Genomic DNA, 12,658 nt, shown 5'->3' on the forward strand with positions numbered 1-12,658 from the left:
GCCGCCGCCCTGCACCATGAAGTTGCCGATCACGCGGTGAAAGATGGTGCCGTCATAGTGCTTGTCTTTCACGTACTGCAAAAAGTTTTCCACCGTCTTGGGGGCCTTGTCGGGGTAGACCTCGACGACGAAGTCCCCTTCGCTGGTGGCGAACTTCACTTTGGGCGCACCCTGTGCCAGCGCGGAGGCTGTCAGCCCGTTGAATGCTATCAAAATAATAGCTGCTGACGCCATGGCAGCCCGCCTTGAAGCCAGAAAAGATGCCGAAAACAAAGCCTTGACTCCAGAGAAGTCCATCAAATCACCCCTTCAAAAAATATTTTCCACTGGCTGCCCTGACGGCTCCAGTACTGGCGCTTGGTGCGGCCTGTCTTGGCACCCTGAACCAGCTCGCCAAAGGTTACCACCATCGTGTCGGCGCTGTCGGTCCAGCGCAGGTAAGACACATCCTTGATCTGGATGCCGCGCCCGCCCAGCCTCTTGAGCTCGGTTTGCAGCTCGGGCGTCCATTGCGCCAGCGTTTTGCCGTAGCTGGTGAAGTCCGGCGTGTACCAGGCCGCCAGCCGTGCCATGTCGCCGCTTGATTTGGCGTTGTGCCAGCCCTGCAGCGCGTCTTCAAACGATTTGCTGTCGCTCTTGATGGATTGCGGTGCCACCCATTTGAGGCTTTGCGCGATGACCACCGGTGTGCTGCGGATTTGCACCGTGCGGATGATGCGCTCCAGATCGGGATTGGCCAGCACCACGCAACCGTCGGTGGCCAGCGGCGCGCGCGAGAATTGCGTCGGTGGCGTGCCGTGCAGCCAGATGCCGCCGCCGGTTTTGCCGCGTTTCACATCCAGCTGGTTGGGGTAGTTGATGGGCAGCGCACCGGAGCCATAAAAATCCTTGAGCGACCTGGGGTTGAGGTTGCTGGTGATGAAGTACACCCCCAGCGGTGTGCGCAGGTCACCTTCAATGGTTTTTTCTATGCCCGATTTGCCGACCGAGATGTAGTAGTCAGCCACCAGTTTGAGACCTGTGGCGGCATTTTCAAACAGGTACAGCCGCGAGCGCGAGGTATCGACGGCAATCGCGTGCTTGTTACGCGGTGACAGCGCCAGAAACTGCGAGGGCATGGTGCCGGGCGGCGGGCGTTCGCGCAGGGCTCGCAGGCGCAACTGGGACTCTTGCCGCAGCTCGGCCAGCAAGGGGGCGGCCGCCTGCGCTGTGCCGGCGGGGACATCGCCCAGGGCGTGCACGGGGCGCGACTTGAGGCTGAGCAAATCACCATAGACCAGCTGCGCCAGCTGGAAGTTGGGATGGTCCTTGACCAGGCCCTCGGCCTTGGCCAGGGCCTCGCGGGGCTGGGCTTGGCCTATGAGTTTGTAGATTTCGATCAGGCGGGCTTCTGCCTCGCCGTCGCGGCTTGCGGCCGCCTGGCGCACTGGCAGCGGGCGCTTGCCGGCTGCCAGTGGCTGCAGGTTTTTGGTTTTTTCAGTTTGCGCCCAGGCGGTGCTGAGGGCCAGGGCGCAGGCCGTGGAAAAAACAGCGATCACTACCCGTTTCATGCGGACTTCCAGGTGAAATCTCCCGAAGATCGCGGCAGGGCGCGCTTCGCACTCTTTGCACTGGCCAGGTCTGCTGCCAGTCATCAGCCGCCCGTGGATTCCCTGACGATGAGCCAGCGCTCGCCGGCCTTGGCCAGCTCCAGCGTCTTGCGGCTGGAAATGTTGAGGGCGTCGGCGCTGTAATCCTGCTTGAATTTGACGGTGGCCTTGGCGCCATTGACGGCCACCACCAGACCGCTGAGTTTCACGCTGATGTGGGACTTGCCCACAATGCGGGCGCGCCGGTCTTCTTCCCAGGCCTTGCGGGACTGGTTGCCTGGGGTGTCAAAGTCTTTGCCATAAGCGGCCAGGTAGCCATTCATGTCCTTGGCGGCCCAGGCGCTGGCCCAGGCACGCACGGCGGCCTCGACTTCCTTGTTGGCGCCCGGGGCGGTGGCGGGGGCTGCCGCAGGGACCGGGGCTGCCGGCGCGGGCGCGGCGGCAGCAGGTGGCGTGGCCACGGGGGCGGGTGTCGGCGGCGCTTTGGCCACGACCGCAGTAGGCGCCGGGGCCGGTGGGGGCGCGACCGGTGCCTTGGCGATCACCGCAGCGGCGGGGGCCTTGTTCACGGCCGGGGCCGCCGGGGTCGTGGTGGGCGCAGGGGCGGCCGGCTTCTGGCCTTTGGATTCGGGGTTTGTCAGCAGCGAGCGGATCAGGGCCAGCTTGGGCTGCACGCCGGCGTTGCCGCTGTCAAGCTGCAAGGCCTTGCTGTAGGCCTGGCTGGCCAGTTTGGCATACACATCGCCCAGGTTTTCATGGGCGGTGGCGTAGCTGGGGTTGGTGCGAATCGCCATCTCCAGCGCGGCTCTGGCCTTGTCATACTGGTTCTGGCCGGCGTAGAGCACGGCCAGGTTGTTGTAGGGCTCGGGCAGCTCGGGGTAGTCTTCGGTGATTTTGGTGAAGAGGTTGATGGCCTCGGCGGGCTTGCCGGTCTCGGTCAGGATGACGCCCTTCATGAAACGCATTTGCGGATCGCGCGGTTTGCCGGCCAGGTACTGGTCGGCCCTGGCCAGCGCTTCGCCCATCTGGCCGGCCTTGATCAGGCGGTTCACATGGTCGTAGTCGTCGGCATGGGCGGCCGACAGGCTCAGGCTGGCGGCCAGAATGGCCCAGCGCAAAGCCGCGGCCCAGGGCTTGCGTGATGCCAGTGCGGTGAGGGGGGCGGTCATGGAAAAAGCGGACGCGTGGGGTGCTGACGGGTCTGGTTGGTACATGGTGACTTTGACTGCCTTTAAAACGCTGTAATGGCTGTAACGACTGCGGTGGATGGGGGAGCCCGGACAGCCTGTTGTTTCAGACCGGCTTGGCAGGCCGCTACGAGGGCAGCAACACGCTGTCTGAGCCGGCTGGATATACTGGCAGATTGTAGCTGAGGGGTATAGTTCAATCCCGCGCAAACCGGACCTAGTCGCCGCAAGCCAATTTGCCCTTGACCCATGCCTTTTGCCACCCCCACCAGCCAATCCGTCCCTGCTTGACCTTTTCAAGCCCTGTTCAGTACCCAGACCACTCATGAGCCTTCGCATTTACAACACGCTGTCGCGTGCCGTAGAGGATTTTTCACCGCTGGTGCCCGGCCATGTCCGCATGTATGTGTGCGGCATGACGATTTACGACCTGTGCCATGTCGGCCACGCCCGCATGATGATGGCGTTCGACGTGGTCCAGCGCTGGCTGCAGACCAGCGGCTACCAGGTGACCTATGTGCGCAACATCACCGATATCGACGACAAGATCATCAAGCGCGCGCTGGAGCGCGGCATCAGCATCCGCGCGCTGACCGACGAGATGATCGCCGCCATGCACCAGGACCTGGGTGCCCTGGGGATCGCCACGCCCAGCCACGAGCCGCGCGCCACCGAGTACGTGCGCCACATGACCGATCTGATCGGCAAGCTGCAGGGCAAGGGTTTGGCCTATCCGTCGGCCAATGGCGACATGAATTTCCCGGTCCGCAAATTTGCGGGCTACGGCAAGCTCAGCGGCAAGTCCATCGACCAGTTGCGCGCGGGCGAGCGCATCGCCGTCGATGACGGCAAGCAGGACCCGCTCGACTTCGTGCTGTGGAAGGCCGCCAAGCCCGAGGAGCCGGCCGACGCCAAATACGATTCGCCGTTTGGCGCCGGGCGGCCGGGCTGGCACATCGAATGCTCGGCCATGTGCGGCGCCCTGCTGGGCGAGACGGTGGACATCCATGGCGGCGGCGCCGACTTGCAGTTTCCGCACCACGAGAACGAGATCGCGCAGAGCGAGGGCGCCAACGGCCGCCCGCTGGCCAACTACTGGATCCACAACGGTTTCCTGCAGGTGGACAACGAGAAGATGTCCAAGAGCCTGGGCAACTTCTTCACCATCCGCGACGTGCTCAAGAGCTACGACGGCGAGACCGTGCGCTTTTTCATGCTGCGCGTGCACTACCGCCGCCCGTTCAACTACAGCGACGCTGGCCTGGACGATGCCCGCCTGGGCTTGAAGCGGCTCTACACGACGCTGGCCGCCGTGCCGCCCGCCGCCGACCTTGCGCTGGACTGGGGCAATCCCTTTGCCCGGCGCTTCAAGGAGGCGATGGACAATGACTTTGCCACGCCCGAGGCCGTGGCGGCGCTGTTCGACCTGGCGACCGAAGTCAACCGCACGCGCTCGGCCGAGCTGAGCGGCCTGCTCAAGGCGCTGGCTGCTTGCCTGGGCCTGCTGCAAGGCGAGCCGGCAGCCTTCCTCAAGGCGGGTGCCGGGCTCGATGAAAGCAGCATCCAGCGCCTGATTGAAGAGCGTGCCAACGCCAAAAAGAGCAGGGACTTCGCTGCGGCCGACCGTATCCGCGACGAGTTGCTGGCCAAGGGCATTGTTTTGAAAGACTCGCCGAGCGGCACCACATGGGAGGCTTTGTCTTGAAGTTATTAAGCCATTTCGGCCTCCAGCCCTTTCCTTGTGTGCGCAAGTAGCTATGAAAAAAGTAGCGAAAAACGGCCTGAACGGCCTGGCCAGTGTCGAAGCCGTCGAGGTGGCTGAGCCGGCTGCGACCGTGCCCGGGTACTGGGCTGACGCCTGCAGGCACCTGATGAAAAAAGACCGGGTGATGAAGCGCCTGATCCCCCAGTTTGGCGACGCCTGCCTGCAGTCGCGCGGCGACGCCTTCACAACGCTGGCGCGCAGCATCGTGGGCCAGCAGATTTCGGTCAAGGCGGCCCAGACCGTCTGGAACCGGTTTGCCCTGCTGCCGAAAAAAATGACGCCCGGCAATGTGCTCCGACTCAAGGTCGACGACATGCGCGCAGCCGGCCTGAGCGCCCGCAAGATCGAGTACCTGGTGGACCTGTCGATTCACTTTGACGCCGGTACTGTCCACGTCAAGCAGTGGGAGGCGATGGACGACGACGCCATCATCGCCGAGCTGGTGGCGATCCGCGGCATCGGCCGCTGGACGGCCGAGATGTTCCTGATTTTTTACCTGACGCGCCCCAACGTGCTGCCGCTGGACGACATTGGCCTGATCAACGGCATCAGCCAGAACTATTTTTCCGGCGAATCCGTCAGCCGCAGCGATGCGCGCGAAGTGGCCGCCGCCTGGGCGCCCTATTGCAGCGTCGCAACTTGGTATATTTGGCGCTCGCTGGACCCACTACCGGTTCTGGGTAGCGAGCAGAATTAAGTTTTAAGAAGCCTCTGGAGTAGCACATGGCCAAAAAGACCTTTCTCGATTTCGAGCAGCCGATTGCGGAGCTTGAAGGGAAAATTGAAGAGCTGCGTTACGTGCAAACCGAGTCAGCGGTTGATATTTCAGAAGAAATCGACCAGCTGGCCAAGAAAAGCCAGCAGCTCACCAAGGATATCTACAGCGATCTGACGCCCTGGCAGATCACCAAGATCGCCCGCCACCCCGAGCGGCCCTACACGCTGGACTATGTCAACGAGCTGTTCACCGACTTTGTCGAGCTGCACGGCGACCGGCATTTCGCCGACGACCTGAGCATCGTGGGGGGGCTGGCCCGCTTCAACGGCACCGCCTGCATGGTGCTGGGCCACCAGAAGGGCCGCGACACCAAGGAGCGCGGCCTGCGCAACTTCGGCATGAGCAAGCCCGAGGGCTACCGCAAGGCGCTGCGCCTGATGAAGCTGGCCGAAAAGTTCAAGTTGCCGGTCTTCACCTTTGTCGACACGCCCGGCGCCTACCCCGGCATCGATGCCGAGGAGCGCGGCCAGTCCGAGGCGATTGGGCGCAACATCTTTGAAATGGCGCAGCTCGAAGTGCCCATCATCACCACCATCATTGGCGAAGGCGGCTCCGGCGGCGCGCTGGCGATTTCAGTGGCCGACCAGGTGGTGATGCTGCAGTATTCGATCTACTCGGTGATCAGCCCGGAAGGCTGCGCCTCCATTCTCTGGAAAACCTCGGAGCAGGCCCAGACGGCCGCCGAGGCGCTGGGCATCACCGCGCACCGCCTCAAGGCGCTGGGCGTGATCGACAAGATCGTCAACGAGCCGGTGGGCGGCGCGCACCGCGACCACAAGCAGATGGCGGCCTTTTTGAAGCGCGCGCTCAACGATGCGTTCCGGCAGGTCAGCGATCTGAAGGTCAAGGAATTGCTGGACCGTCGCTACGAACGCCTGCAAAGCTATGGCCGCTTCACCGACACCAAAGCCGACGCCAAGTAAGCCCGGCGGGGCCGGCCCATCTGCCGGCCACCGCCAGACCGTGAACTCCTCCCCCCCGGCGCTGAACCCGGCGCTGCCCGCGCTGGACTCCCTTGCGTTGCTTCCCCCGGTCGCCGTGGCCTACAGCGGCGGCGCCGACTCGACCGCCTTGCTGCTGGCGGCCGCCCAGCGCTGGCCGGGGCAGGTCACGGCCATCCATGTGCACCATGGGCTGCAGGCGGCGGCAGATGAGTTTGTGCGCGTGTGCCAAACCGTCTGCGCGGGCCTGAACGTGCCGCTGCAGGTGACGCATGTCGACGCCGGCCATGCGCTGGGGCAAAGCCCCGAAGACGCGGCCCGGCTGGCACGCTATGCCGCCCTGGCGGATGCTGCGAAAGCCCTCGGCATGGGCGCCGTGTTGCTAGGCCAGCATGCCGATGACCAGGTCGAAACCCTGCTGCTGGCGCTCAGCCGGGGCGCCGGGCTGGCGGGCCTGTCGGCCATGCCCGCGCAGTTCGAGCGAGGCGGCATCATGTTTTACCGTCCGCTGCTGCAAACCGGCAGTGCCAGCCTGCGCGACTGGCTGGTGCAGCAATCCATCCGGTTTGTGGACGACCCGAGCAATGCCGACGAACGCTACACCCGCAACCGTATTCGCGCGCGCCTGCTGCCGGCGCTGGCCGAGGCTTTTCCGCAGTTTCGCGAGACCTTTGCCCGCAGCGCCCGGCACGCGGCGCAGGCCCAGGCCTTGCTGGTCGAGGTGGCGCAGCAGGATTTGGCTGCCGTCGGGGTACCGCCGGCCATCAAGGCGCTGCAGGGGCTGTCGCGCGCGCGGCAGGCCAATGTGCTGCGCCACTGGTTGCTGGCGCAGCACCAGGCCACCCCCAGCGCCGCGCAACTGGAGCAGCTGCTGGCCCAGGTTGACGCCTGCACCACGCGGGGGCATCGGATCCGCCTCAAAGTGGCTACAGGCTTCGTAGAGCGGCGCGGTGAGGTCTTGGCCTACTCGGGCTAGGTATAATCCCAAGGTTTTGTACCACCGGCAAACGTGTGGGGAAACACGTGAATGTGGCTGTCACGATTGGCCCATGACCGGCAGGCAAACCCCGTGCGGACACCCCCACTGGTTTTAGCGGGCAAAGACCTGATAAAGACCTGAAGATAAGCGGCAACAGCAAATTTCATAACCAATTCCTGATTGACATCCTGCAATGGCTTTGATCGTTCATAAATACGGCGGCACCTCGATGGGCTCGACCGAGCGCATCCGCAATGTCGCCAAGCGCGTGGCCAAGTGGGCGCGTGCAGGCCATCAGATGGTGGTGGTTCCCAGCGCCATGAGCGGCGAAACCAACCGCCTGCTGGGCCTGGCCAAGGAGCTGGCGCCGCACCGGCACAACGAGGCCTATAGCCGCGAGCTCGATGCACTGGCCGCCACCGGCGAGCAGGCCTCGTCGGCCCTGCTGGCTATCGCGCTGCAGGCCGAGGGCATGCAGTCCGTCAGCTACGCCGGCTGGCAAGTGCCCATCAAAACCAACCGCGCCTACACCAAGGCCCGCATCGAGTCGATCGACGACGAGAAGGTGCGTGCCGATCTGGATGCCGGCAAGGTGGTCATCGTCACCGGCTTCCAGGGTGTGGACGAGGACGGCCACATCACCACGCTGGGCCGCGGCGGCTCCGACACCTCGGCCGTCGCCGTGGCCGCAGCCATGAAGGCCGACGAATGCCTGATCTACACCGATGTGGACGGGGTCTACACCACCGACCCGCGTGTGGTGGCCGAGGCGCGCCGCCTGCACACCATAAGCTTTGAAGAAATGCTGGAGATGGCCTCCATGGGCTCCAAGGTGCTGCAGATCCGCTCGGTGGAGTTTGCCGGCAAGTACAAGGTGCCGCTGCGCGTGCTGTCCAGCTTCACGCCGTGGGATATTGACATCAACGAAGAGGCCAAATCCGGCACCCTGATCAGTTTTGAGGAAGACGAACAAATGGAACAAGCCATCGTATCGGGCATCGCATTCAACCGCGACGAAGCCAAAATTTCCGTACTCGGCGTGCCAGACACCCCGGGCATTGCCTATCAGATCCTGGGCGCCGTGGCCGACGCCAACATCGAAGTCGATGTGATCATCCAGAACATCAGCAAAGACGGCAAAACCGACTTCAGCTTCACCGTGCACCGCAACGACTATGCCAAGGCGGTGGACCTGCTCAAGACCAAGGTGCTGCCGGCGCTGGGCGCGCAGGAAGTCACCGGCGACGCCAAGATCTGCAAGGTCAGCATCGTGGGCATCGGCATGCGCAGCCACGTGGGCATTGCCAGCAAGATGTTCCGCGTTCTGAGCGAAGAGGGCATCAACATCCAGATGATCTCCACCAGCGAAATCAAGACATCGGTGGTGATTGACGAGAAGTACATGGAACTGGCCGTGCGCGCCTTGCACAAGGCTTTTGACCTGGATCAGGGTGCCGCCTGATTTGGCGCCCAAGTCGTGAGATAATTTGGTTTCGCTACGAAATCAGGAAACGTGACCGAGTGGCCGAAGGTGCTCCCCTGCTAAGGGAGTATGGGGTGTAGAGCCTCATCGAGGGTTCGAATCCCTCCGTTTCCGCCAGTACAAAAAGCCGCCTTCGGGCGGCTTTTTTGCGTCCCTATACGGTGGCTTGCCTACCTGCTTGCCGCAGGTATGAAGCTTTGCGCCGGATCGAAAACGGCCTGTGGCCGCCGCGCACCATAATCCCCAGTGTTCGCTTGTTTGAAAAACCCAACGGAACCTGCCATGCGTCTGCGCCACATCGAAGTCTTCAACGCCGTCATGCTCACCGGCAGCGTGAGCGGTGCGGCACGCCTGATCAACGTCACCCAGCCTGCCGTCAGCCGTATCCTTCAGCATGCGGAGCTGCAGCTCGGCTTTGCGCTTTTTCAGCGCACCAAGGGCCGGCTCACGCCGACTTCTGAGGCGCTGACGCTGTACCCGCACATCGAGCGGCTGTTTGCGCAGCTTGATGAAGTGCAGCGCCTGGCGGCCAACCTCAAGACGGGAGAGAGCGCCAAAGAGTTGCGCATTTTGACCGTGCTGGCGCTGAGCTATGAAATCCTGCCGCATGCCATCAAGCTGTTTCGCGTCAAGCATGCCGACGTCGCCATCACGGTCAAGGCCCTGCATTCGCCGCAGATTGTTTCGGCGCTGGCTTTGCAGGAGGCGGATGTGGGCTTTTTGTTCAGCCCGGTGGTGCATTCGGCGCTGGCGCAGGAGCATCTGGCCGACGGCCGCATGGTGTGCATCGCACCCAAAGGCATGCTGTCGGCGCGTTTGATCAAGCGTGGCAGCGTCACGCTGTCTGATTTGACGAAACTGCCGGTGATTGGGCTGGATGTGCTGGACCCGGTGGGCCGCAGCCTCAACCAGGCTTGCCGCGAGGCTGGGGTGGGACTTGAGTTTGACATCACGGTGCAGACTTATCACTCGGCGCTGGCGCTGGCGCATCACGGGTTGGGTATTGCGGTGATCGACACCTGCACGGCCGCTTCGGCCGATTTGGCACGGGTGGACGTGCTGGCGCTGGAGCCCTTGATCCCGGTGCCCATCAAGGCCTTGTGGCCCGCCGGCAAGCCGGGCTCGGTGGCGGTCAGGGCGTTTGTGCGTTGCTTTCAGCAGGCATTGGCCCGGGCGGTCTGAACCGGCTCACCGACTTTTCTCTCTTGCAACTAGCGTGCGCAGCGCAGGGCCGCCCCAAGCAAGCACGGCCCCCTCGGGGGGCAGAGAGCTACACGCAGTGAGTGAACGTGGGGGTCAGTTCAGCAGGCCGCTGATGCGCTGGGCTGAACCAAAGGCCAATGTGAATCCCAGGGCGCCATGGCCGGTGTTGAACAGCAGGTTGCGCGGGCCTTTGGCGTGCCAGCCAATCACGGGCAGGCCAGTGGGCGTGGCCGGGCGCATGCCGGCCCAGGGGTTCAGACCTGCAAATGCACTGCACCTGGGAAAGAGCGTTTGGGTCGAGGCCTTGAGCGAGGCGATCTGCGCCGGGCAAACCGCCGTGTCGTAGCCCGACAATTCAGCCATGCCCGCCACGCGCAGGCGCGAGCCAATGCGCGCGAACACCACTTTGCGGGCGCTGTCGGTCACGCTAACAGCCGGTGCCGCATGAGGCTGCCCGTCAACTTCAATCGTGATGCTGTAGCCCTTGAGCGGGTAGATGGGCAGGTGCACGCCCAGCGTGCGGGCCATGCGGGGCGAGTGGGCCCCCAGCGCCATCACATACTGGTCGGCCTCGAGGTGGCCCTGCGGCGTGGCTATCGCCACCACGGATTTGCCGCGCAGCACCAGCTGCTCAATCGCGGTGTCGAGTAAAAACTGCACGCCCTGGCGGCGCAGCACGGTCATCAATGCATTGCAGGTTTTCTGGCAGTCGGCGGCACACTCACCCGGTGTGTAAATGGCGCCGGCAATCTGGCGGTGGCGGCTTTTCAGCGCGGGCTCAATCTCCACGCAGCGGTCGGCGCCCACGGCTTCCTGCGTGCTGCCCAGTTCGCGCTGCAACAGCATTTGCCGACGTGCGCCTGCAAACGAGGCCTCGTCGGCATACAGCACCAGCTTGCCGGTGGCAGAGAAATCGCAGTCCAGCTTTTCCTCGCCCATCATCGTGTCAAACGACTGCCGGCTTAATGCAGCCAGCGCCAGTAGCTGGGCCGTGGTGTTGCGCGAGGTCTTGCCGTTGCACGCTGCCAGAAACCGTGCGCCCCACAGCCACTGCCGCACGTCCAGTCGGGGGCGCAGCTTCAAGGGGGAAGAAGGCGAGAGCAGGAGTTTGGGAAGTTGGCGCCAGATACCCGGGTCGGCCAGCGGCTGCACGTAGGAGTAGCTCAGCTGTGCGCCGTTGCCGCCACTGGCGCCGCTACCGGGGCCGGCACGGTCAACCACTGTGACCTCATGGCCGGCGCGGCGCAAGCTGTAGGCGGTGGCCAGTCCCACGATTCCAGCACCAAGCACGCACACATGCATAAAAGTCCTTTTGCTTTTCAAAAGAACGCCACTTTACGCAGCGGCAGTGCGCTTGAACAATGCTGAATGCACCATTGGTCATGACCTGCGGTTATGTGTGCATCGCAGCCGCGCCCAGACTGGGTAAACCATGAGTTTTTGTCATGGGCTTGTCGCGAAAATGAATGGCACGTATCGGCTGGCTGTTCCTACACTAGCGATGCCAACTTCCTGAAATTCCCTAACCCCGCCCCCGAAAGGATACGCATGAAATTCTCGACCCTCATGACCGCCGTGCTGCTCACTGCAGGCCTGGCAAGCACCGCCAGCGCGCAGACGCTTAAAAAGGTCGCCGACAGCAACAAGATCACCGTGTCGTACCGCGAGGCGTCGGTTCCTTTCAGCTACCTGATCGGCTCGACCAAGGCCGTGGGCTTTTCGGTGGAGCTGACCGAAGCCATCATTGACGACGTGCGCAAGAAGGTCAAAAAGCCCAACCTTGAAGTGGCTTACATGCCCGTGACCTCGCAAAACCGTATCCCGCTGCTGGTCAACGGCACGTATGACCTCGAGTGCGGCTCGACCACCAACAACACCGTACGCAGCAAGGATGTGACGTTTACCGTCAACCACTTCTACACCGGCACCCGTTTGCTGACCAAGAAATCTTCAAACATCAAAAATTACGCTGATCTGACCAAGAAAGTGGTGGCCAGCACCACCGGCACCACCAACGCGCAAGTGATACGCAAGTACAGCGCCGACAAAAAACTCGACATGCAGCTGATTTTGGGCAAGGACCATGATGACTCGCTACTGCTGGTTGAAAGCGACCGTGCCGTGGCTTTTGCCATGGACGATATTTTGCTGTTCGGCTTGATGGCCAACGCCAAGAACCCGGCTTCTCTGGAAGTGGTAGGCGATTCGCTGCAGGTCGAGCCCTATGCCTGCATGGTCCGCAAGGATGACCCGGAATTCAAGGCGCTGGTGGACGGCACCATCACCCGGATGATGAAGTCGGGTGAATTCGCCAGGCTCTACGCCAAGTGGTTCACGTCGCCGATTCCTCCCAAGGGCGTGAACCTGAACCTGCCCATGAGCGCTGAACTCAAGGCCAATCTCAAAACGCCAAGCGACAAGCCGGCGATATAAGTGCGGCAAGGGCGCTAATGCGCCACGCCTGCCGCATCAGGTTGCCGCGTCCCTGAATCCCGGGCCGGCAGCCCTTTTCAAACAATAAGCGGGTGATCCAGTCGGGGGCTTTCAGCTCCAGGCGGCTGGCGTGCGCCCGTGCGCCCGGATGTTGGTGCCAAACCTAAGAGCCTGTTCACGATTTATTTGGGGTCGCGCAGGTGTCTTTTCGGGATGGGGTGCAAGGCGCAGTGCGCCGCCAATAGCCCGGCTATTGGCAAGCAGTGCAACGCCGCAGACCGCCCGAAAAGGCACCTGCCC

General features: G+C 63.0%; 12 protein-coding genes and 1 tRNA gene. 8 read left to right on the forward strand and 5 right to left on the reverse strand.

The window, feature by feature from the left end; genetic code table 11:
- The 3 genes from V6M61_RS13030 to V6M61_RS13040 form a co-directional block, all read right to left on the reverse strand.
- Positions 1-297, reverse strand: a 297-nt coding sequence (locus V6M61_RS13030) for a peptidylprolyl isomerase (RefSeq protein WP_332777004.1), incomplete at its 3' end; no start/stop codon positions are given.
- Positions 297-1,550, reverse strand: coding sequence for a L,D-transpeptidase family protein (locus tag V6M61_RS13035; protein WP_332777005.1), 1,254 nt, complete (start codon positions 1,548-1,550; stop codon positions 297-299). The genes V6M61_RS13035 and V6M61_RS13030, both read right to left, overlap by 1 nt.
- 83 nt (positions 1,551-1,633) lie before the next feature.
- Entirely contained in the window at positions 1,634-2,758 is a 1,125-nt protein-coding gene (locus tag V6M61_RS13040) for a nuclear transport factor 2 family protein (RefSeq protein ID WP_332777006.1), read from the reverse strand.
- A gap of 343 nt (positions 2,759-3,101) precedes the next feature.
- On the opposite strand from V6M61_RS13040, the gene cysS reads away from it, so the two are divergent.
- The 7 genes from cysS (at position 3,102) to V6M61_RS13075 (ending at position 9,904) form a co-directional block, all read left to right on the forward strand.
- Positions 3,102-4,481 carry a cysteine--tRNA ligase gene (gene cysS, locus V6M61_RS13045; RefSeq protein ID WP_332777007.1) on the forward strand — a complete coding sequence of 460 codons (1,380 nt, stop codon included), beginning with the start codon at positions 3,102-3,104 and terminating at the stop codon, positions 4,479-4,481.
- A 52-nt stretch (positions 4,482-4,533) separates the two neighbouring features.
- On the forward strand, positions 4,534-5,238 hold the full coding sequence (locus tag V6M61_RS13050) for a DNA-3-methyladenine glycosylase family protein (protein WP_332777008.1): 705 nt from the start codon (positions 4,534-4,536) through the stop codon (positions 5,236-5,238).
- 26 nt (positions 5,239-5,264) lie between these two features.
- Positions 5,265-6,242, forward strand: a complete 978-nt coding sequence (locus V6M61_RS13055) for an acetyl-CoA carboxylase carboxyltransferase subunit alpha (protein ID WP_332777009.1) — start codon at positions 5,265-5,267, stop codon at positions 6,240-6,242.
- A 40-nt stretch (positions 6,243-6,282) separates the two neighbouring features.
- The gene (gene tilS / locus V6M61_RS13060) at positions 6,283-7,236 is read left to right on the forward strand and encodes a tRNA lysidine(34) synthetase TilS (protein WP_332777010.1); all 954 of its coding nucleotides are present in this window, start codon (positions 6,283-6,285) and stop codon (positions 7,234-7,236) included.
- A 196-nt stretch (positions 7,237-7,432) separates the two neighbouring features.
- Positions 7,433-8,701, forward strand: a complete 1,269-nt coding sequence (locus V6M61_RS13065) for an aspartate kinase (RefSeq protein WP_332777011.1) — start codon at positions 7,433-7,435, stop codon at positions 8,699-8,701.
- Positions 8,702-8,746: 45 nt separating this feature from the next.
- Positions 8,747-8,839, forward strand: a tRNA-Ser gene (locus tag V6M61_RS13070).
- 165 nt (positions 8,840-9,004) lie between these two features.
- A complete protein-coding gene (locus V6M61_RS13075; protein WP_332777012.1) occupies positions 9,005-9,904 on the forward strand; it encodes a LysR family transcriptional regulator in 900 nt (299 codons plus the stop codon).
- A gap of 114 nt (positions 9,905-10,018) precedes the next feature.
- Here the strand turns inward: V6M61_RS13075 and V6M61_RS13080 are convergent, their stop codons facing one another.
- A complete protein-coding gene (locus V6M61_RS13080) occupies positions 10,019-11,227 on the reverse strand; it encodes a D-amino acid dehydrogenase (protein ID WP_332777013.1) in 1,209 nt (402 codons plus the stop codon).
- A 246-nt stretch (positions 11,228-11,473) separates the two neighbouring features.
- Here V6M61_RS13080 and V6M61_RS13085 point away from each other — a divergent pair, with 246 nt between their 5' ends.
- Positions 11,474-12,358: a transporter substrate-binding domain-containing protein gene (locus tag V6M61_RS13085; RefSeq protein ID WP_332777014.1), complete on the forward strand. Its 885-nt coding sequence runs from the start codon at positions 11,474-11,476 to the stop codon at positions 12,356-12,358.
- 111 nt (positions 12,359-12,469) lie between these two features.
- On the opposite strand, the gene V6M61_RS13090 is transcribed toward V6M61_RS13085, so the two are convergent.
- Positions 12,470-12,658 (reverse strand): hypothetical protein (locus tag V6M61_RS13090; protein ID WP_332777015.1); only part of this gene is annotated, 189 nt, incomplete at its 5' end.

Origin of the sequence: Polaromonas sp., assembly GCF_036676035.1 — a bacterium.
Lineage (GTDB): Bacteria > Pseudomonadota > Gammaproteobacteria > Burkholderiales > Burkholderiaceae_C > Polaromonas.

Bases quoted from the DNA above. Each gene is read 5' to 3' on its own strand.
- V6M61_RS13035 (WP_332777005.1), bottom strand. From the start codon at position 1,550: ATGAAACGGGTAGTGATCGCTGTTTTTTCCACGGCCTGCGCCCTGGCC.
- V6M61_RS13040 (WP_332777006.1), bottom strand. From the start codon at position 2,758: ATGACCGCCCCCCTCACCGCACTGGCATCACGCAAGCCCTGGGCCGCG.
- cysS (WP_332777007.1), top strand. From the start codon at position 3,102: ATGAGCCTTCGCATTTACAACACGCTGTCGCGTGCCGTAGAGGATTTT.
- V6M61_RS13050 (WP_332777008.1), top strand. From the start codon at position 4,534: ATGAAAAAAGTAGCGAAAAACGGCCTGAACGGCCTGGCCAGTGTCGAA.
- V6M61_RS13055 (WP_332777009.1), top strand. From the start codon at position 5,265: ATGGCCAAAAAGACCTTTCTCGATTTCGAGCAGCCGATTGCGGAGCTT.
- V6M61_RS13065 (WP_332777011.1), top strand. From the start codon at position 7,433: ATGGCTTTGATCGTTCATAAATACGGCGGCACCTCGATGGGCTCGACC.
- V6M61_RS13075 (WP_332777012.1), top strand. From the start codon at position 9,005: ATGCGTCTGCGCCACATCGAAGTCTTCAACGCCGTCATGCTCACCGGC.
- V6M61_RS13080 (WP_332777013.1), bottom strand. From the start codon at position 11,227: ATGCATGTGTGCGTGCTTGGTGCTGGAATCGTGGGACTGGCCACCGCC.
- V6M61_RS13085 (WP_332777014.1), top strand. From the start codon at position 11,474: ATGAAATTCTCGACCCTCATGACCGCCGTGCTGCTCACTGCAGGCCTG.